The following is a 19,123-nucleotide window of genomic DNA, read 5'->3' on the forward strand; positions in this document are numbered from 1 at the left end:
GCTGCTCGTGGACTCGTGCCTCAAGACGGAGGAGCCGATGAGGACACTGTCCCTACGACGGTCGGCCGCCACACTGGCCGCCGCACTGGTCGCCACGCTCGCTGTTGCCCTGCTGCCCGCCACGCCGGCGCTCGCACTGCCCTCAGGTGCCGGCTGGTCGGCCTCGTGGAGCTACTACCAACCGAACGCCTACCAGTACTCCGGCACACTGCCCGGGGTACGCCTGACCGGTTACGCCACCGACAACGCCGGCACCTCGGCCACCCTCGGCACCATCGAGGACACCGCAGCGGACGGACGCTGCGCCCGGGTGATGCTGTACGCGTACGGTGTCGGCTACATCGCCGACCGCACCACCTGCGGTAACGGCAGCTACCTGACATACAACACGGTCAGCTACGACCAGGGGCTGTTGGTGATCGTCTACCGGATGATCGACGGAACGAACACCAACGACAAGGGTTTCTACATGTTCATCCCCGGCTCGGCCACCGATTCGGGGCTGCGCACCGTCGGGACCGGGGCCAGCTGGTCGTACTACACCTCCACGGCGTACCAGTACACCGTCACCCGATCCGGCGTCAGCCTCATCGGATACGGCGTCCACCAGGCGGGGGATCTGCGTTCCTCGCTGAACACGGTGGAGAAGACCGCCGTCGCCAAGGGGGCGTGCGCCAGCGGGACGGTCACCGGCGGGACGACCGTCAGCGGCAGCACCTGCCTCAACGGTGGCACCACCTCCTTCCACCGCAACGACCACAGCTACAACCTGGAGGCGTCCGCCTGCTACAAGCCTCTTCTCGGTACGCAGCGCTGCCTGGCGGTGAACATCCCCGAGCCCTGGTGACCCCTGCACTGCGACCAGAGTCAGTTGCGGCGGCAGCCCGGCGGAGCAGGTGCCGGCGTTCGGGGTCGCTGCCGGCGAGCTCCGCCGCCCGCCGCCAGGCCGTTGCCGCGCCGGCCCGGTCGCCGGCCAGCTCCAGCAGGTGCGCGCGGACGGCGTGCAGCCGGTGGTGCCCGGCGAGGATGCCCGATTCCAGGTGCGCCAACAGGGCCAGCCCAGCGGCCGGGCCGTGCACCATGCCCACCGCCACGGCCCGGCTCAGGGACGCCACCGGGTTGGGTGCCAGGCGTTCCAGCAGCTCGTACAGGGCCAGCACCTGCGGCCAGTCGGTCTCCTCAGTGGTCGATGCCTCGGCGTGCACGGCGGCGATCGCGGCCTGGATCTGGTACGGCCCCGGGGTCGAGGCGGTCAGGGCCTGCTCCACCAGCGCGCTGCCCTCGGCGATGGCCCTCCGGTCCCACCGGCGGCGGTCCTGCTCGGTCAGCGGCACCAACTCGCCGTCCGGGCCCACCCGGGCGGCGGACCGGGCCTCGGTCAGCATCATCAGCGCGAGCAGGCCGGTGGTCTCCCCGTCCTCGGGCAGCCGGTCGTGCAGTCGGCGGGTCAGCCACAGCGCCCGCCGGGTCAGGTCGGGCCGGTGCAACTGCGGGCCGCTGCTGGCGCTGTAGCCCTCGTTGAAGATCAGGTACAGCACCTGGCGGACCGCAGCCAGCCGGGCGCTCTGCTCAGCCTCCGGCGGCAACTCGAACCGGGCACCCACCTGGCGCAGCCGCTGCTTGGCCCGGAAGATCCGCTGGGCCATGGTCTTCTCCGGCACCAGGAAGGCCGCCGCGACCTCCGCCGTGGTCAGTCCGCCCAGGGCCCGCAGGGTCAGGGCCACCTGCGCCTCGGCCGGCAACGCCGGATGGCAGCAGAGCAGGAACAACTCCAGCAGGTCGTCGCGGGGCGGGTCGGCGTCCGAGGGCGGGCCGACCAGCGCGTCACGCGGGGTGGCGTCGAGCACCGTACGCTCGCGGCGTGCCCGGGCGGCCTCGGAGCGCACCTGGTCGACGTAGCGGCGGGCGGCCACGGTGTGCAGCCAGGCCGCCGGATGCTCCGGTACGCCGTCGCGCGGCCAGCTCTCCACGGCGGCGACGATCGCCTCCTGCACGGCGTCCTCGGCTGCGGTGAAGTCGCCGTAGCGGCGCACCAGCACGCCGAGCACCTGGGGGGACAGGCGGCGCAGCAGTTCGGCGGCGTGCTCGTCGAGGCTCAGTGGTCGGCCCCCTCGTGGGTCATCAACGGCCACATCTCGATGCCGCCGCCGAGGCCGGGGGCGAACCGCAGACCCGGGTACGACCGGGCGATCTCCAGCGCCCGTTGCTCACTGTCGACATCGACCACGAAGTACGACCCGACGTACTCCTTCGCCTCCAGGTACGGCCCGTCGGTGACCACCGGGGTGTCCCCGGTCATCCGCACCGAGCGGGCCGGGGAGTCCAGCCCCTGCACGTCGACCAGTTCACCCCGGGCGCGCAGTTCCTCGTTGAAGGCGTTCACCTCGCCGATCAACGCGGCCAGGTCGCCGCCGGGCAGGCTGCCCCAGATCTGCTCGTTGCCATAGATCAACATCAGGTACTTCACCGGGAATCCTCCGAAGTGTCAGCAAGGCGACAGGATGTCAGGGCCTGCCCCGATGCACTGTTGTAACAGGTCAGAAGGCTGCGGATGGCGGGCCCACATCCGACTCTTCACGGCCGTACGGGGACAGCAGGCCCTCCGCCGGATCGCCTGCATCATGCCCGACAGCGATGTCGCCACCCCTCAGCCCGCCAGGTTCCGCCCCCGCGTGTCAGCCGATCCCGGCCGTCGACGCGCGCCGCCGCTGGGCCGTGGTGACCCCGAACCAGGAAGGAGCGCCTGATGGCCGCTCCCACGGTGACCGCCTCTCTCCATTCGACCACCTACGCCCCCGGTGCCCAGATGCTGCTCACGGTCGCCTACGGCGACCCCGACCCGAAGACCTTCACGGTCACCCTGGTGGTCACCGACGACCAGGGCAACAGCAGCGCCCCGGTCACGGTCAGCGCCGTCATCGACCCCCTGACCCTGACCGTCACGGACGACTCGGACCGTACCTGGACCCGGGTGTCGGACAACGGTGCCGTGGCCGTGTTCCGGGCGGTGGCCTGATGCCCCGGGTAACCTCCGGGCAGGGCGACGGACTGTTCGCCCGGGCCCTGTCGCAGTACCGGACCCTGGGCTTCGGGGTGAACATCCAGCTCGCCTCCGAACTGGACACCGACAACGAGTTCGGCACCACCGAAAACGGCAGGGCGTACACCTGGGCGCAGTCGGACGCCCGGGCGGTGACGTACATCGTCGACTGGTTCCGAGACAAGGGGCCGCCCTCGGGGAGCACCTTCTCGGTTGGATCCGGGGGCTTCAACCGGGCCTCCTTCACCCGGACCCATCCGGAGTCGTTGATGTCGCGGCTGGACTACCTGCAATGGAACGTGTACGCGACGAGCGCCTCGGACACTGCCCTGGCCCGGTTCCGCCGTACCAAGGACTGGGCGGTGGCCGATCTGGGGCCGGTGGCCCTGTCCCGGCGGGTGATCGTCGCCGAGTGGGGGGCCCGGGTGGCCGAGATCCCGGACCAGGCGGCCTGGATAGCCACCGTGCCGGCCGCGATCGCCCGGCTCAACGCGGAGCGGGGGCCCTTCTTCGCCCGGACCAACTACTTCAACTCCGGCTGGGGCACCTTGAGCCCCAAGGCTCCCGGGCTGGCCGCGTTGCGTGCCGCGTACGCCCAGCCGCCGTACGTCTGAGCAGGTAGCCGGCCTCGGAGGCCAACCGCTTCACGGTCGCCCGCCGGTTCTGCACCGGCGGGCGACCTTGACATTGAGCCTCCTTGGTTGCATGGTTAGTTACATGAGTAATGAACCAGCCAACCAACATGGTGTGGCGGGGGAGTGATGGAGGACGGCCGGCCGATCTTCCAGCAGATCGCGGAGCTGCTGGAGAACTCGATCCTGGACGGGACCCTGGCCGAGGAGAGCCAGGTGCCCTCGACGAACGAGTTGGCGGCCTTCCACCGGATCAACCCCGCGACCGCCGCCAAGGGCGTCAACAAGCTGGTCGACGACGGAACGCTCTACAAGAAACGAGGAATCGGGATGTTCGTCTCCTCCGGCGCCCGCGCCAAGCTGCGCGCCCGGCGCCGTGACGAGTTCGCCCGGCAGTACGTGCAACCGCTGGTGACCGAGGCACGCAAGCTCGGCATCGATCCGGCCGAACTCAAGAACATGATCGATACCTGGGAGGAGACCCGATGAACCCGGTGGTCACCGTCACCGACCTCACCAAACGGTACGGCGAGGTCGTCGCGCTGGACCGGGTCAGCTTCACGCTGGCGGAGAACCGCATCTACGGCCTGCTGGGGCGCAACGGTGCCGGCAAGACGACCCTGATGCAGCTCCTCACCGCCCAGATCTTCGCCACCAGCGGGAAGATCGCGGTCTTCGGGGAGCACCCCTACGAGAACGAGCGGGTGCTCTCCCGGATCTCCTTCATCAAGGAGAGCCAGACCTACCCCTCGAACCTGGCCGTCAAGCACGTACTCCGGGCCGCCGCCCTGGTCCATCCCAACTGGGACGAGGAGTACGCCCAGCAGTTGGTCGAGGACTTCCGGCTGCCGCTGCAGCGCAACGTCCGCAAGCTGTCGCGGGGAATGCTCTCCTCCCTGGGCATCGTCGTCGGGCTGGCCGCCCGGGCCCCCTTGACCTTCTTCGACGAGCCCTACCTGGGCCTGGACGCGGTGGCCCGGCAGATCTTCTACGACCGGCTGCTGGCCGACTTCGCCGAGCACCCGCGCACCATCGTGCTCTCGACCCACCTGATCGACGAGGTCAGCGACCTGATCGAGCACGTCCTGCTGATCGACCAGGGGCGCCTGCTGCTGGACGCCGAGACCGACGAACTGCGCGGCCAGGTGGTCATCGCCTCCGGGCCGGCCGACGCGGTCGACGAGTTCGCCCGCGGCGGCACCGAACTGCACCGGGTACGCCTCGGTGCGACGGTGCGGGCCACCGTACGCGGTGAGTTCGGGCCGGCCGAGCGCGACCGGGCCCGTGCCGCCGGAGTGGACCTGACCGCCTCTTCCCTGCAAGACATCGTCGTACGCCTGACCACCTCGACACACTCCGCAGCAGACGCCGGCAGTGTCGTCACGGCCGACAAGGAGGTCGTCGGATGAACCGCACCCTGACCGTCGCCCGGATGCAGTTCGTGGCCTGGCGCACCGTGGTCGGCTGGCCGTGGGGGATCCTCGCCCTCAGCTTCCTGATCAACCTGGCCCTGTTCAGTGCCATCGGTGAGAAGGAGGACTTCGAGCCCATCACCGGCGGCTCGATGAGCATCTACGTGGTGATGTTCGTGGCCAGCATCAGTGCGATCACCATGGACTTCCCGTTCGCCATGGGGCTGGGTGTCTCCCGCCGCAGCTTCTACCTCGGCAACGTGCTCCACTTCGTCGCGCAGGCCGTCGTCTATGCGGGGGTGCTCTACCTGCTGGCCGTGATCGAGGAGGCCACCGACGGCTGGGGAGTGAACCTGCGCTTCTTCGGCATTCCCTTCCTGATGGTCGACAACCCGATCCTGCGGTACCTCGGCTTCGCCATCCCCTTCCTGCTGCTCGGTTTCCTCGGCATCGCCATCGCCGTGGTTTTCAAGCGCTGGGGGATGAACGGGATGCTCACCCTGTCGGCGGCGACCCTGGTGGGTCTCGGTGGCGCCGCGGTGCTGGTCACCTGGCAGGGCTGGTGGTCGGCGATCGGCGGCTGGTTCGCCGACCAGTCCGGTGCCGCCCTCCTGGTCGGCTGGCCGGCCCTGCTGACCCTGCCCCTGGCCGTGATCAGCTACCTGATCATCCGCCGCGCCACCCCCTGACGAAAGAAAGGGCCCCTTGTTAACGCCTGCGGTAGAGCAGGGGCCCCCTTTTAACAGCACGACCGGTTGAACACGACGACCGGCTGTGCACCGGAGGACGCGACGGCTCACCGTGGGCAACGGGGGCGGCCCCTCCCGATCGGGTTTCGGGAGGGGCCGCGCGGTGGGTGCGGTCAGCGCCAGGTGTCCGTCAGGCTGAGCGAGCCGGACGCGGTGGCGGTGCGATCGGCACCCGACTCCCAGATCACCTGCCCGGAGTCGGTGCGCTTGACGTACTTGTAGGAGAAGGCGGTACCCGCCGGCAGGGTCAGCTGCCCGGTCCAGACCGGGTACGCCGAGGGCGAGAGCCGGACCCCCTTGGCCGGATCCCAGCCACCCAGGGCGGGCAGGTCCCCGACGACGTAGAGGTGCTGACCCAGCACGGTGGTGGCGGTGGCCTGGAAGGAGACCGTGGCCTGGCTGGGCGGGCTGGCGGCCGGTTGGTTCCAGCTCACCGAGAAGGCCTGCCCGCCGGTGCCGGTGCGGTTGGGGTCGTTCTCCCACTGCACGCCACCGTTGCCGACCTTGACCAGCTTCCACTCGAAGGCGGTACCGGCCGGGAGGTCGACCGACCCGCTCCAGGTCGGGTAGCTGCCCGAGGTGGTGGACAGCTTCACCCCGTTGGCCGGGTTCCAGGAACCCAGCTGCGGGACCGACCCGACGACGTACACCTCCTGGCCCGGGTTGGTGGTGACCGTGGCGGTGAACCGGGTCGACCCGGCCGGCTGCGAGGGGCTGGCCGTCGGGGTCGGGGAAACGGTCGGGGAAGTGGTGGGAGTGACCGTCGGAGTGGCCGTCGGGGTCGGGCCGTCCAGGCGGGCCTCGACGTGCAGGGCCACCGCCTGATCCGCCAGGATGGCGGCGGTGAAGCTGCCACCGGAGACGGTCACCGCGCCGCCCGGACAGGCCCCGGTGGACCGGTCGTACGCGCCCCTACCCACGTTGCAGTACCGGCCGTCCGGCAGGGAGGTGCTGAAGCTGCGGCTCCAGGTGCTGCCGGTGGCGTTGAAGGCGGCGTACCCCCGGTTGCCCCGGGCGAAGGCCAGCCGGCCGTTGCCGTCGGTGACCACCGAGCCGATGCCGGTGCCGGCGACCGCGTTGCGGAAGCCCGGCATGCCGGCCACCCCGGCGTCGCGGTGCTCGCAGATCCAGGCGCTGCTGGTGCAGTCCGTGGCCAGGGTGGTGCCGTTGGAACTGCTCGGCGGGCCCTGCCCGTGCACCGAGCCGAAGGCGTAGCTCGACATCAGCTGGGGTCGGCCGTACGGGTGGGCCATCATGAAGGTGTCCGCCAGGTAGTAGCGGGCGCCGTTCTTGTAGGTGAGGGTCGGGTTCTCCCGCTGGGTGTCATGGTTGTCGATGAACACCACGGCCTGCTGCCCGGTCAGACCACCGTAGTCGGGCAGGTTGCCCAACTGCGCGATGTTGCCGTCCCGGAAGGCCGACGAGACCGCCCGCTGGTAGTCGAAGTTGGTCACCCCGCCGTACGGGGCGTACGCGGTGTAGGGGATCGTGCCGTCGCCGTACACCTCGTGGAACAGGTCCGGACGGCCGCCGAAGCCGGGCACGTCACGCAGCCGGTTGATGATGTCGGCCAGGTGCGACTCCTGGACGTGCTTGGCCGCGTCCACCCGGAACCCGGCCACCCCCAGGTCGATCACCGCGTTCATGTACTTGGCGATCTTCCGCCGGACCTCCGGGTCGGCGGTGTTGAGGTCGGCCAGGTCGAGCAGCTCGCAGTCCTGGACCTCCTGCTTGTTGCCCCAGTTGTTGATCCTGCGATAGCAGGGCCCGAAGTCGGCGTAGCCGTAGCTGTCCCCGGAACCGTCGTTGAACAGGTTCGGGTAGCTGTACTTGCCGTAGACCGTGCCGGCGCTGCCGGGGCCGCTGTTGGTCGAGCCGGTGCCGCTCATGTGGTTGAGCACCATGTCCACGTAGATCTTCACGCCCTGGGCGCGGCAGCGCTCGACCATGTCGACGAACTGGGCCTTGGTGCCGCGCCGGGTGGCGTCCAGCCGGTACGACACCGGCTGGTAGTCCTGCCACCACGGGTAGGTGGCGCCCTCGGCGCTGGGCAGCACCACGTGTTCCTGGGGCGGGGAGACCTGCACGCCACCCCAACCGTTGGGGCCGAGATTCGACTCGCACTCCTCGGCGACGGAGTCCCACCGCCACTGGAACAGGTGGACGATGGCGTCGCCGTTGGCGCGTACCTCGGCTGCGCTGGCGGGGGCGGTGCCGGCGGCGGCGACGGCTAGACCGGCCGCGACAAGTGTCGCGGCCAGGGCCGCGGGTATCGCGGCGCGGGGACGGGGAACTCGCACGGGCCCTCCTCGGGGGACGGTCAGGCAGAGGTGGTGATGACCAGGGTTTCCTGCAAGTTATGCAAGAACTTGCGGTGATGCGTGACCGTAACAGGGCCATCGATGCTTGGGAACCTCTGATTCACAAGTCGTTCGTATGGGGAACAAGCCCTTGCGGACCGCTGCAATCACTGCAAAGATTTGCGTCCACTTCGCTCGGAACAACCGGAGACTCACCCCGGGAGCGGCGACCCGCCGTGCCCGAACCCAGATGGGCCCACACCGCCGGCACAAGTCGGGGTGGTGGGGCCGTGGGCTTTCTATGCTCGACCTCATGGAACTGCGGATCTTCACCGAGCCCCAGCAGGGGGCTACCTATGACGACCTGCTCGCCGTGGCCCGGCGTGCCGAGGAGACCGGCTTCGGCGCCTTCTTCCGCTCGGACCACTACCTGAAGATGGGGTCGGTCAGTGGCGATCCCGGCCCCACGGACGCCTGGACGACCCTGGCCGGGCTGGCCCGCGACACCCGGTCCATCCGGCTCGGCACCCTGATGACCGCGGCGACCTTCCGGTTCCCCGGTCCGCTGGCGATCACGGTCGCGCAGGTCGACCAGATGAGCGGGGGACGGGTAGAGCTGGGCATCGGCACCGGCTGGTACGACGCCGAACACAGCGCGTACGGCATGCCCTTCCCGGCCCTGGGGGAGCGGTTCGACCGGCTGGAGGAGCAGCTGGCGATCATCACCGGGATGTGGCGGACCCCCTCCGGTCAGACCTTCGACTACACCGGCCGCCACTACCAGGTCAGCGACTCACCCGCGCTGCCCAAGCCGGTGCAGCAGCCACACCCGCCGATCCTGCTCGGCGGCAAGGGCGCGAAGCGTACCCCCCGACTGGCCGCCCGCTACGCCGACGAGTTCAATCTGCCGTTCGTCTCGATCGCCGACACCGAGGCCCAGTTCGAGCGGGTCCGGGCCGCCTGCCAGGGCATCGACCGGGACCCGACCGAGCTGGTCTGGTCCAACGCGCTGGTGCTGTGCTGCGGCAAGGACGAGGCCGAGGTGGCCCGCCGGGCCGCCGCCATCGGCCGGGAGCCGGACGAGCTGCGCGAGAACGGCCTGGCCGGCACCCCCGCCGAGGTCGTCGACAAGATCGGCCAGTACGCCGCCGTCGGTAGCCAGCGCATCTACCTCCAGGTGCTGGACCTGGGCGACCTGGACCACCTGGACCTGGTCGCCGCCGAGGTGATGCCCCAGCTCTGAACTCAGCGCGACGACGAGCGCAGCACGGTGTCCAGCCGACCGTCCCGATCACTGTCCAGGTAGGTGACGTCCGGTACCCCGTCACCGTCGAGGTCGAACTGCACCACATCGGCCACCCCGTCGCCGTCGACATCGGTGACGACCTGCACGGAGCCGTCCAGATGTCGACTGACGATCGACCGGCCGCCGCCCGGAAGGCGGGGCGGCGGCCCGGGGGTCGGCACCGGCGTCGGCGCCGGTGCGGGCGTCGGGTTCGGCTGCGGGCCCGGCTGGCTAGCCTCCACCGAGGCGTACGCCCCGGTCGGGCCGCTGGCCGGCTCGACCCCGCTGCCGCCCGGATCGATCTCCTCCTCGGAGGGGTACACATCGCCCCTGGGGGCGGGATCACGGTAGCTGCTCATCGGCGTAGGGTTCCCCGACGAAGCCGGCGGTAACCGTCGGCGCGGCGAAGGGGGGCGCAGTGCCGACGCACCGCAACTGGGCCGGCAACATCCAGTACTCCGCCCGGGCCTACCACCGGCCCACCTCGGTCGAGGAACTGGCGGCCCTGGTGGCCGGCAGCGACCGGATCCGGGCGGTGGGCAGCGGACACTCCTTCAACCGGCTCGGTGACACCACCGGAGACCTGGTCACCCTGGCCGGACTGCCGCAGACCGTGCACCTGGACGAGGAACGCGCCACCGTCGAGGTCCCGGCCGCGATGCGCTACGGCGACCTGGCCACCTGGCTGCACGAGCGGGGGTACGCCCTGGCCAACCTGGCCTCCCTGCCGCACATCTCGGTGGCCGGTGCGGTGGCCACCGGCACCCACGGCTCCGGCGAGCGCATCGGCAACCTGGCCACCGCGGTAGCCGCCCTGGAACTGGTCACCGCCACCGGCGAACTGCGTACCGTGCACCGGGGCAGCGACGACTTCGCCGCGATGGTGGTCTCCCTCGGCGCCCTGGGCATCGTCACCCGGGTCACCCTGGACGTGCTGCCCACCTTCGACCTGCGCCAGTACGTCCACCTCGACCTGCCTCGCGCGGCCTTGGACGAGGCGCTCGGGTCCGCGTACAGCGTCAGTGTCTTCACCGACTGGCGCTCGACCCGCGGCACCCAGGTCTGGCGCAAGCAGCTGGCGGAGGCCCCCGCGCCCCCGGCGGGCTGGCTCGGCACCACGGCGGCCGACCGGCCCTGGCATCCGGTGCCCGGGATGCCCCCGGCCAACTGCACCGAGCAGCTCGGCGCGGTCGGGCCCTGGCACGAGCGGCTGCCGCACTTCCGGCTCGGCTTCACCCCCAGCAGCGGCGAGGAGCTGCAATCCGAGTACCACCTGCCCCGGGCCTGCGCCGCCGAGGCCCTGGCCGCCCTGGACGAGGTGGCACCCCTGATCGCCCCGGTGTTGCAGATCAGCGAACTGCGCACCATCGCCGCCGACACCCTGTGGCTAAGCCCGCAGTACGACCGCGACAGCCTGGCGGTGCACTTCACCTGGATCGCGGACACCGCACAGGTGCTGCCGGTGGTCGCCGAGGTGGAACGGGCCCTGGCCCCCTTCGCGCCCCGCCCGCACTGGGGCAAGGTCTTCACCACCGCCCCCGAGGACATCGCCGCCACCTACCCCCGCTGGCCCGACTTCGCCGCCCTGCTGCACCACCTCGACCCCACCGCCAAGTTCCACACCTCCGCCCTCAACCCCCTCTTCCCCCGCTGACCCTCACCCCTCCCTCCCGCCCCTCGCTCCCCGCCCCCGCCCCCGCCCCCGCCCCGCCCTCGCCCCGCCCCGCCCCGCCGCGTCGATCTTGCACTTTTGGTCGCCGATACGCCCGTTTCATGGCATTTGCACCGACAAAAAGTGCAAGATCGACGGTGCTGTGGGCGTGCGGTGGGCGTGCGGTGCGGTGGGCGTGCGGTGCTGTGGGCGGTGCCAGGGGGTGGGGTCAGTGGCCGGCGGTGACCTGGTCGCGGAGGTGGCCGCGTTGGACGGCGCGGCTGATGTCGCTGGGGGAGACGATGCCGACCAGTTGGCCCTCGACGACCACCAGGGCTCGGCCGTCGGCGCACTCGCTCAGGCGGGGCAGCAGGTCGGTGAGTTGCTCGTCGGGGGAGGCGAGGACCAAGTCATCGGCCCGGCAGGCCACCGCCGCCAGGGTGGTGCTGCCGCGCTGGTCGCCCGGCACGCCGCGGACCCGGTCCAGGGTGACCAGGCCGATCGGCCGCCCGTCCTCGGTCAACGGCAGCGCGGTGTGCCGGTACGCGAACAGGTAGTTGTCGACGAAGTCCGCCACGGTCAGTTCACCCGAGGCGGTCTGCGGCTGCGGGGTCATCACCTCGCCCACCCGTACCCCACGCAGCGCGTCACCCACCCGGGCCTGCCGTTCCTCCATGCCGGCCGCGCCGATCAGGAACCAGCCGATCAACGCCAACCAGAGCCCACCGAAACCGGCGCCGGTGAGGAACCGGAACAACCCCAGCCCGATCAGCAGTACGCCGAGCACCCAACCCGCCCGGGCCGCCACCACCGAGGCGCGGGTCCGGTCCCCGGTGGCCTTCCACACCGCCGCGCGCAGCAACCGCCCGCCGTCCAGCGGCGCCGCCGGCAGGATGTTGAACAGCGCCAGCAGCAGGTTGATGCCGGCGAGCCAGGCCATCGCGCCCAGCAGCAGCCCGTGCACCCCCGCCACCCCGAGGACCATCGCGATCACCCCGAAGAACGCCCCGATGATCAGGCTGACCAGCGGTCCGACTCCGGCGATGCGCAGCTCCGCACCCGGGGTACGGGCCTCGCCCCGTAGTTCGGCGACCCCACCGAAGAGCCACAGGGTGATCCCCTGCACGTCCAGCCCGTTGCGCTTGGCCACCACCGCGTGGGACACCTCGTGGGCGAGCAGGCCCAGGAAGAAGACCACCGCCGCCGCCAGACCCGCGAAGACGTACGCGAGCGCCGAGCGGCCCGGGTACGACACCGGGAACAGGTTCGCCGACAACCCCCACCAGATCAGCGCGAAGATGAACAGGACACTCCAGTTCACGCCGACCGGTACGCCCGCGATCCGACCGAGCCCGAAACTCGCCCTCATGCCTGGGTGATACCCCCGGAGGCTAAACCCATGCCGTACGTCGGGTGGGCGACCTGCTCACCGCAGCGATCGATGGCGTTTCGCCTCCGCTGCTCGACCAGCTCCGATGGTCAGTCGGCGGTCCCGGCCGGGACGACCCAGGTGGTGGGCTGGCCGGTGATCGCGGTGATCATGTCGTAGTCGCCGTCGTAGTGCAGCACGGTGGCACCGTGCCGCTCTGCGGTCGCGCCGATCACCAGATCAGCCATCGGGAGGGCCCGGTGATTGCCCTTGTGCAGTGCCTGGAGCTGGACTTCGACCGCTCGGTCCCAGACCTCGTCCGGCGTGGCAAGCCAGTGGAAGCCACCGAGCAGCCAGCGCGCCCGCTGAGCTTCCTTGACCGTCCGTGCGCTCTGAATCACCTCGATCTCGATCGCGCCACACACCGCCAACAGTCCGCGCTCGGACAACTCATCGAGCACCGGCGCGACGGCCGGCTTGGGCCAGCGGGCAAGCGCGGACTTGTCGAGCAGGTACAGCTCTCGACTCATGCAGCATCCGGCGTCGAGTCGGGGTGGCCGGTGAGGTCCGGCAGACCGCCGCTCTTGAGCCAGTCGGCGAACTCACGCCTTTTCTCCCGATCGACGGCGGCCTTCAGGGCCGCGTTGACGGTCGCCTTCTTCGTGGTCGTGCCGAAGATCTTGGCGGCTTCGGCAAGCAGTTCGTCATCGACGTCGAGGATCGTCCTGGACACGAGTTCCTCCAGCTCAGTGCGGCGCTCACGCGATGATATCAACTTGCCGTGATCTTGATATCTAATGGCTGTCCAGCGATCTGCGCGGTTGCGGGTGAGAAGAGCCGGGCGTACGCAAAATTCCGCCAGATATGCCCATGTGGTTGGTCTCAGCCTTCGGTAGTGGGGACTGTACTTTGTGTACTGCGGCGATGGTCGTCGTCAGTGGTGAAGGAGTCGGTGGATGGGTGAAGACTCGTCGGGCGCAGACCCATACCACTGGCTTGAGGACATCGATGGCGCGGAGGCCGTCCGGTGGGTGAGGGAACGCAACGCGGAGGCTGTCGCGGCGCTGACCGACGGCCCGGCATTCGCCGCGCGGCAGGCCGAGATCCGGCAGATTCTCGACTCGGACGACCGCATCCCCTATCCGGGCTGGCTCGGAGACCACTTCTACTACGACTTCTGGCAGGACGTGGCGCATCCGCGCGGGCTCTGGCGGCGGACGACCCTCGAGGAGTACCGCCGTGCCGAGCCGGAGTGGGATGTCCTGCTCGACCTCGATGAGCTGGCCGGGCGGGAGGGCGAGAACTGGGTCTGGGGCGGCGCGACGACGCTGCCGCCCGAGCACCGGCGTTGCCTGATCAGCCTGTCCCGCGGGGGCGCGGACGCGGTGGTGGTGCGCGAGTACGACCTCGTCGACCGGGCCTTCGTGGCCGACGGTTTCACCGTCGCCGAGGCCAAGACCGATGTCGGCTGGATCGACGCCGACCACGTCTACGTCGGCACCGACCTCGGACCGGGGTCGTTGACCGAATCCGGCTATCCCCGACAGGTGCGGCGGTGGCGACGCGGCACGCCACTGGCCGAGGCCGAAGTCGTGTACGAGGTGTCCCACGAGGATGTCAGCGCGTACGGCTGGCGCGACCCCACGCCCGGTTTCGCGCGCGACTTCGTCCGTCGCCGCCTGGACTTCTTCCGCTCGGAGAGTTTCCTGCTGACCGGGGCGGGCGAACGGGTTCGGATCAAGGTGCCCGAGGACGCCGGCTGGGACGTACACCGGGAATGGTTGGTGATTCGGCCGCGTACGCCGTGGCAGGTGGGCGAGTCGACCTACTCGGCGGGTGCCCTGCTGGCGACCCGGTTCGACGCCTACCTCGCTGGCAGCCGGGACCTGACGGTGCTGTTCCAGCCCGACGACCGTACGGCGCTGAGTGGTTACACCTGGACCCGCCACCACCTGATCCTGACCACCCTCACCGACGTACGCAGCACACTGGGGGTGCTCACCCCAGGTGAGGGTGAGTGGCGGCGGGCACCACTGCCGGGAGTACCGGCCGACGAAGAGGGCTACCTCGTCGAGACCGACCCGGACCTCGGGGACGCCTACCTGGTCGCCTCGGAGGGCTTCCTCCAGCCGGCGACGCTGCGGCTCGGGCGGATCGGCGGCACCGTAGAAACCCTCAAACGGGCACCGGCGTTCTTCGACACCGAGGGCCTGACCGTACGACAGTTCTTCGCCACCTCCGCCGACGGCACCCGGGTGCCGTACTTCGTGGTCGGGGATCCGGCCGCGCCCGCCGGACCGACGCTGCTGACCGGGTACGGCGGCTTCGAGATCTCGAAGACCCCCGGCTACTCCGGGCTCATCGGCCGGGGCTGGCTGGCCCGGGGCGGCACGTACGTGGTCGCGAACATCCGGGGCGGCGGCGAGTACGGACCGCGGTGGCACCGGGCGGCGTTGCGGGAGAACCGGCCCCGGGCGTTCGAGGACTTCGCGGCGGTGGCCGGTGACCTGGCCGAGCGGGGCATCACCACGCCGGAACAGTTGGGCATCGAGGGCGGCAGCAACGGCGGCCTTCTGATGGGGGCGATGCTGACCCGGTATCCGGCGCTGGTCGGCGCCGTCGTCGCGCACGTCCCACTGCTGGACATGCGGCGCTACCACCGGCTGCTGGCCGGTGCCTCCTGGATGGCCGAGTACGGCGACCCAGATGCCCCCGAGGACTGGGCCTACCTGCGGGAATACTCGCCGTACCACAATGTTCGCGAAGGGGTCCGCTACCCGCCGGTCCTGTTCGTCACCTCCACCCGCGACGACCGGGTGCACCCCGGCCACGCTCGCAAGATGACCGCCCTGCTTCGCGAGTACGGCCACGATGTCACCTACTACGAGAACATCGAGGGCGGGCACGGCGCGGCAGCCAACAACGAGCAGCGCGCCTTCATCAAGGCGCTGGCGCTGGAGTTCTTCTGGCAGAGGCTTTCCCACCCGCGTGCGGTCGTACCAGGCCAGCACACCCCGCCCGCGGACCGAGTGCCCGAGCTGCCGTGACGTGCCAACTTCGCATCGTGTTGGCCCTAAGTCGAATTGGTGATCGACGCCTTCGCCGGCGAACTACTGCTGCCGATCGACGCGATAGCTCGTGCCCAAGCCGCCGGGCCGGTGACCCGAGAGATGCTGATCAGCTACGCCGCGCGATACCGCACCTCCTGGATGCTGGCGTTGCGGCAGGCGGAGCAGGCCCAGATCATCGATGCCGCGACGCGCAGTGCGTGGAGTTCTCCGCGACCTATCCGCGCGGAATTCATGGAGGCGCTTGGCTGGGCACCCGAACCCGACCTGATGGCCGTGCGGGTGCCGCCAGGCTACGCACATGCCGTCATCAAGGCGTGGCGGGGCAACCGGATCACCCGGGCCAGGGCCGTCGAAATGATGTACGGCCAGATCACCGACGCGGACCTACCGGAGGAGAACGACACGGAGCTTCCCCCGTGAGCGGTTCACCACAGCCCGTCTTCGTCCTCGACACGATTCACCCTTGCTGACCGGTTGGACGTCCTGCAAGACCTGTTGATAGGCGCGGACTGCTGGACAACGCAGGTGGTCATGGAAGAGCTGCGGGAGGGTGCAGCCGTTCCTCCAGAGCTGCTCGCGACGTGCGAGGTGTCGGCGTACGGATTCCGGTGCAAAGTCGGGTACGCCAGATGTGCAGAGGTTGGGGCGCGAAGCATCGAGACGCTGCGATGGCGGCCGGCCCGACGACCCAGGTCCGCGACTCACGATGAGTAATCGGTGGACGTGGGCTAGCGCCCGGATCGCGGCTTACTTGTTTCATTGACCTGCGACCGTTGCCCGGCCAGGCTTCGGTCGAGGCGCCCGGGTTGCCGCTCTCATTGCGGCTGCCCACGCTGGTCGTGTGGCTCTCGTTTGGCCTGCGCGGCCCGGGCGTCGCCCCAGGGCGGGGAGAGGCTCAAGAGGGGTTTGCTCGGCTCGAAGTAGCGTTGCCCTCCCGGCTCGACAACCCAGGTGGATCGAGCATCGGAGGACACGTTGACTGTCACACCGAATCGTGTGGTCATCGGGATGGACCCGCACAAGCGTTCGGCAACGATCGAGGTCATGGCTGGCGACGAGACCGTCGTCGGCGGCGGCCGGTTCGACACCGACCGCGACGGCTACACGGCGATGCGAAAGTACGCCGGTCGGTGGCCGCACCGGGTGTGGGCGATCGAGGGCTGTCAGGGCATCGGCCGGCACATCGCCAACCGGCTGCTGGCCGACGGCGAGCAGGTCGTCGACGTTCCACCGAAGCTGTCCGCCAGGGCGCGGGTGTTCGCCACCGGGCAGGGCCGCAAGACCGACGCCACCGACGCCCACTCCATCGCGCTGGTCGGCACCCGCATGACCGGACTACGCCCGGTGGTCAACGACGAGCAGCTTGCCTTGCTGCGGATCCTGGTCGACCGGCGCCGTTGCCTCGGTGTCGACCACACCCGGATGGTGTCCCAGCTGCACCAACTGCTGCTGGAGCTGATCCCGGGTGGGGCGAAGAAGAGTCTGTCCGCCGCCCAGGCCAAGACACTGCTGGCCACGGTCCGGCCCCGCGACGCGGTCGGCAAGGCCCGACGGCGGGTCGCCGCGGAGCTGATCGCCGACCTCGAACGGATCTACCGACGCTCCAAGGAAGCCGACAAGGAACTGAAGGAGCTGGTCGCTTCCACCGGCACCACGTTGATGGACCTGCACGGCATCGGACCCTCCGGCGCCGCCCGGCTGCTGGTCGAGGTCGCCGACATCACCCGGTTCCCCGACCGGGCTCACTTCGCCTCCTGGAACGGCACCGCCCCCATCGACGCCTCCTCCGGCGAGCAGGTACGCCACCGGCTGTCCCGTGCCGGGAACCGGCAGATCAACCGGGTGCTGCACATCATGGCCACCGTCCAGCTGCGCAACCCCACCGAAGGCCGCGCCTACTTCGACCGGAAGAAAGCCGCCGGCAAGACCTCGATGGAAGCCATGCGCGCCCTGAAACGACGCCTGTCCGACATCGTCTACCGAACCATGATCAGCGACGCGGTAGCCACGGCGGCGGGCCCGGGAGGACAACGGGGAACGACTACCGACTCCAGCGTGACCGACTCTCATCCCCAAGCCAGCTCTTCGGAGAAGTCACTTCCCAGACCCGCCGAAACCCAGCATAGAACTCTCCTCTCGGCGGTGTCTTGACACAGAGGGGAGCCAGATCCGGGCACCTCGAACTCAGGGGACGAGCGGCGTCGGCTGGTCGTCCAGCTCACGGTGCCAGATTCCTTGCCAGCGTTCCTCAGTGGCGGAGGCACGCCAGCGTGCGGCGGGGCCGTCCGGATGGACGCCACAGGTCGGGCATGCGCGGCCCGGGCGGCGCCTTTCGGCGCCGCATGCCAGGCAGTGCCTGTCGATGCTGATTCCGGCGTCGTGGCGATCGAGGACCGCTTGGACGACCGTGGCGAGAGGTCCCGTCGGGTGATGCTCAGGGTCGGGGCAGTAGGCGATCTGGGACCAGCCCCACGAGTTCCAGGGTGTCGGCGTCCGTGGGAGTCGCCTGCCAGTGGCTTTCTCTCGACGCCGCAGGGCGGCGTACTCCTGCGCACGCGGCACGACCACGTCGCGTGTGCGCTGCAGTTCGTCAGCGGCACGCACGAGCGCGTCGAGATCGTCGGTGAGACTGCGTGGGATACGGGCGGCGACGACCAGGTGGTGCCAGGTGGCGCGGAATCCGTACGGGGCGCAGTGCAGAGCGCACTCCCGCAATGCGTAAAGCCTGCGCTGCGGAGGGAGCGTGCTGTCGCGGACGCGGCGCGCCTGCGCAGGAAAGCTGGTCACCAAGCAATGATGGCGCTCTCCATGGGACGGCACGACCACGTTTCGGTACCCGGACGAACCATAACGCAGGACGAGACAGCCCTCACCGTGAACACACGCACATCGGCAAAGTCGGACACCACCGGTGCTCGGCGAACGTCACTGTGTGTAGTTCATGATTTCTGTGCGCGGGTGGCTCGACCATCAGCTCGCCGCTGAACTTGCCGATGGCCGCTGCTTACTCGGCGGCGTACGCGGCCCTGCACTGCAACTCGTACGCCGACACGAGGCGACCTGACTCGACAAAGCCCAGTTGGCCGCTCTTTCCGAGATCAGGTGCTTCGCGACCTGGGCCGGGAGGCATGGTGGCGATGAGCGCAACCTGGGGCGAGGCGTCCGTCCTGGCCGCTGCCGAGATGCGGCAGGGCATCGCCATCACCGACGATCGGCAGGCCACCAAAGTCGCACGTAGTTACGGTGCGAGGGTCCATGGAACGATCCAATTGCTCGCGGCGGCGTGCCGCACCGGCAAGCCTGCTCCGCCCACGTAGGCAACCCACCTCACCCGGCCTCTGCCGCTAGAACTGGCTGGCCAGCGGCCGCGCTCAGCTCCGACCGCTCCGCCCTGACCCTGATGCGGAGCGTGCCCGAGTTGCCCTGAGGTTTACGTCCATAGAGCGTGCAGGGCGGTGGATGTAGGCGACATAGGTGGGAAGGGGTGATTCCAGTCGATCTCCGTGCCGGACCTTCGGACTGTCAAGCCCCGGGTTTGATGGACAGTTGGTTAGCTGGTTTTCAGGGGTGCGGTGACCGGGTGGGTCATCGCGTGTAGGGCCTCGTGTTCGGCG

17 protein-coding genes and 1 pseudogene are annotated in these 19,123 nt (G+C 69.7%); 10 read left to right on the forward strand and 8 right to left on the reverse strand.

Going from position 1 to position 19,123, the window contains the following annotated elements; genetic code table 11:
- Window positions 1–722: 722 nt before the first annotated feature.
- Together ACGFIK_RS26740 and ACGFIK_RS26745 are read right to left on the reverse strand one after the other, a co-directional pair.
- On the reverse strand, window positions 723–2,132 hold the full coding sequence (locus tag ACGFIK_RS26740; RefSeq protein WP_327024587.1) for a sigma-70 family RNA polymerase sigma factor: 1,410 nt from the start codon (window positions 2,130–2,132) through the stop codon (window positions 723–725).
- Window positions 2,096–2,467 (reverse strand): YciI family protein, encoded by a 372-nt coding sequence (locus ACGFIK_RS26745; RefSeq protein ID WP_327024588.1) that lies wholly within the window; start codon window positions 2,465–2,467, stop codon window positions 2,096–2,098. The genes ACGFIK_RS26740 and ACGFIK_RS26745 overlap by 37 nt, the downstream gene beginning before the upstream one ends.
- A gap of 279 nt (window positions 2,468–2,746) precedes the next feature.
- Here ACGFIK_RS26745 and ACGFIK_RS26750 point away from each other — a divergent pair, with 279 nt between their 5' ends.
- From ACGFIK_RS26750 to ACGFIK_RS26770, 5 genes and pseudogenes are all read left to right on the forward strand, one after another.
- Window positions 2,747–3,016 (forward strand): hypothetical protein, encoded by a 270-nt coding sequence (locus ACGFIK_RS26750; RefSeq protein ID WP_327024589.1) that lies wholly within the window; start codon window positions 2,747–2,749, stop codon window positions 3,014–3,016.
- Between the two features lie 5 nt (window positions 3,017–3,021).
- A pseudogene (locus tag ACGFIK_RS26755) lies at window positions 3,022–3,654 on the forward strand (hypothetical protein); the annotation flags it as partial.
- Between the two features lie 147 nt (window positions 3,655–3,801).
- Entirely contained in the window at window positions 3,802–4,161 is a 360-nt protein-coding gene (locus ACGFIK_RS26760; RefSeq protein ID WP_327024590.1) for a GntR family transcriptional regulator, read from the forward strand.
- A complete protein-coding gene (locus tag ACGFIK_RS26765) occupies window positions 4,158–5,081 on the forward strand; it encodes an ABC transporter ATP-binding protein (RefSeq protein WP_327024591.1) in 924 nt (307 codons plus the stop codon). Before ACGFIK_RS26760 ends, ACGFIK_RS26765 begins: the two co-directional genes overlap by 4 nt.
- A complete protein-coding gene (locus ACGFIK_RS26770) occupies window positions 5,078–5,773 on the forward strand; it encodes an ABC transporter permease (RefSeq protein WP_327024592.1) in 696 nt (231 codons plus the stop codon). The genes ACGFIK_RS26765 and ACGFIK_RS26770 overlap by 4 nt, the downstream gene beginning before the upstream one ends.
- Window positions 5,774–5,946: 173 nt before the next feature.
- On the opposite strand, the gene ACGFIK_RS26775 is transcribed toward ACGFIK_RS26770, so the two are convergent.
- Window positions 5,947–8,133, reverse strand: coding sequence for a carbohydrate-binding module family 20 domain-containing protein (locus tag ACGFIK_RS26775; RefSeq protein WP_393341981.1), 2,187 nt, complete (start codon window positions 8,131–8,133; stop codon window positions 5,947–5,949).
- Window positions 8,134–8,446: 313 nt separating this feature from the next.
- Between ACGFIK_RS26775 and ACGFIK_RS26780 the strand changes: the two genes are divergently transcribed.
- Complete coding sequence (locus tag ACGFIK_RS26780; protein ID WP_327024594.1) at window positions 8,447–9,376, forward strand: LLM class F420-dependent oxidoreductase; 930 nt, start codon at window positions 8,447–8,449, stop codon at window positions 9,374–9,376.
- A gap of 2 nt (window positions 9,377–9,378) precedes the next feature.
- On the opposite strand, the gene ACGFIK_RS26785 is transcribed toward ACGFIK_RS26780, so the two are convergent.
- On the reverse strand, window positions 9,379–9,777 hold the full coding sequence (locus tag ACGFIK_RS26785; protein WP_327024595.1) for a hypothetical protein: 399 nt from the start codon (window positions 9,775–9,777) through the stop codon (window positions 9,379–9,381).
- 59 nt (window positions 9,778–9,836) lie between these two features.
- Here ACGFIK_RS26785 and ACGFIK_RS26790 point away from each other — a divergent pair, with 59 nt between their 5' ends.
- Window positions 9,837–11,072: an FAD-binding protein gene (locus tag ACGFIK_RS26790; RefSeq protein ID WP_393341984.1), complete on the forward strand. Its 1,236-nt coding sequence runs from the start codon at window positions 9,837–9,839 to the stop codon at window positions 11,070–11,072.
- Window positions 11,073–11,298: 226 nt separating this feature from the next.
- On the opposite strand, the gene ACGFIK_RS26795 is transcribed toward ACGFIK_RS26790, so the two are convergent.
- From ACGFIK_RS26795 to ACGFIK_RS26805, 3 genes are all read right to left on the reverse strand, one after another.
- A complete protein-coding gene (locus tag ACGFIK_RS26795; protein WP_393341986.1) occupies window positions 11,299–12,438 on the reverse strand; it encodes a site-2 protease family protein in 1,140 nt (379 codons plus the stop codon).
- A gap of 110 nt (window positions 12,439–12,548) precedes the next feature.
- Window positions 12,549–12,968, reverse strand: coding sequence for a PIN domain nuclease (locus ACGFIK_RS26800; protein ID WP_327024599.1), 420 nt, complete (start codon window positions 12,966–12,968; stop codon window positions 12,549–12,551).
- Entirely contained in the window at window positions 12,965–13,171 is a 207-nt protein-coding gene (locus tag ACGFIK_RS26805) for a type II toxin-antitoxin system VapB family antitoxin (protein ID WP_327024600.1), read from the reverse strand. Before ACGFIK_RS26805 ends, ACGFIK_RS26800 begins: the two co-directional genes overlap by 4 nt.
- A gap of 223 nt (window positions 13,172–13,394) precedes the next feature.
- Here ACGFIK_RS26805 and ACGFIK_RS26810 point away from each other — a divergent pair, with 223 nt between their 5' ends.
- The 3 genes from ACGFIK_RS26810 (at window position 13,395) to ACGFIK_RS26820 (ending at window position 17,660) form a co-directional block, all read left to right on the forward strand.
- Window positions 13,395–15,485: a prolyl oligopeptidase family serine peptidase gene (locus tag ACGFIK_RS26810; protein WP_327024601.1), complete on the forward strand. Its 2,091-nt coding sequence runs from the start codon at window positions 13,395–13,397 to the stop codon at window positions 15,483–15,485.
- 39 nt (window positions 15,486–15,524) lie between these two features.
- Window positions 15,525–15,929, forward strand: coding sequence for a hypothetical protein (locus ACGFIK_RS26815; RefSeq protein ID WP_327024602.1), 405 nt, complete (start codon window positions 15,525–15,527; stop codon window positions 15,927–15,929).
- A 624-nt stretch (window positions 15,930–16,553) separates the two neighbouring features.
- Entirely contained in the window at window positions 16,554–17,660 is a 1,107-nt protein-coding gene (locus ACGFIK_RS26820) for an IS110 family transposase (protein WP_327024603.1), read from the forward strand.
- A gap of 33 nt (window positions 17,661–17,693) precedes the next feature.
- Here the strand turns inward: ACGFIK_RS26820 and ACGFIK_RS26825 are convergent, their stop codons facing one another.
- Window positions 17,694–18,296, reverse strand: coding sequence for a hypothetical protein (locus tag ACGFIK_RS26825; protein ID WP_327024604.1), 603 nt, complete (start codon window positions 18,294–18,296; stop codon window positions 17,694–17,696).
- Between the last annotated feature and the right edge of the window lie 827 nt (window positions 18,297–19,123).

It is taken from the genome of Micromonospora sp. NPDC048871, assembly GCF_043198155.1.
Lineage (GTDB): Bacteria > Actinomycetota > Actinomycetes > Mycobacteriales > Micromonosporaceae > Micromonospora.

Bases quoted from the DNA above. Each gene is read 5' to 3' on its own strand.
- ACGFIK_RS26765 (WP_327024591.1), top strand. From the start codon at position 4,158: ATGAACCCGGTGGTCACCGTCACCGACCTCACCAAACGGTACGGCGAG.
- ACGFIK_RS26785 (WP_327024595.1), bottom strand. From the start codon at position 9,777: ATGAGCAGCTACCGTGATCCCGCCCCCAGGGGCGATGTGTACCCCTCC.
- ACGFIK_RS26810 (WP_327024601.1), top strand. From the start codon at position 13,395: ATGGGTGAAGACTCGTCGGGCGCAGACCCATACCACTGGCTTGAGGAC.
- ACGFIK_RS26770 (WP_327024592.1), top strand. From the start codon at position 5,078: ATGAACCGCACCCTGACCGTCGCCCGGATGCAGTTCGTGGCCTGGCGC.
- ACGFIK_RS26820 (WP_327024603.1), top strand. From the start codon at position 16,554: ATGGCTGGCGACGAGACCGTCGTCGGCGGCGGCCGGTTCGACACCGAC.
- ACGFIK_RS26760 (WP_327024590.1), top strand. From the start codon at position 3,802: ATGGAGGACGGCCGGCCGATCTTCCAGCAGATCGCGGAGCTGCTGGAG.
- ACGFIK_RS26800 (WP_327024599.1), bottom strand. From the start codon at position 12,968: ATGAGTCGAGAGCTGTACCTGCTCGACAAGTCCGCGCTTGCCCGCTGG.
- ACGFIK_RS26750 (WP_327024589.1), top strand. From the start codon at position 2,747: ATGGCCGCTCCCACGGTGACCGCCTCTCTCCATTCGACCACCTACGCC.
- ACGFIK_RS26795 (WP_393341986.1), bottom strand. From the start codon at position 12,438: ATGAGGGCGAGTTTCGGGCTCGGTCGGATCGCGGGCGTACCGGTCGGC.
- ACGFIK_RS26780 (WP_327024594.1), top strand. From the start codon at position 8,447: ATGGAACTGCGGATCTTCACCGAGCCCCAGCAGGGGGCTACCTATGAC.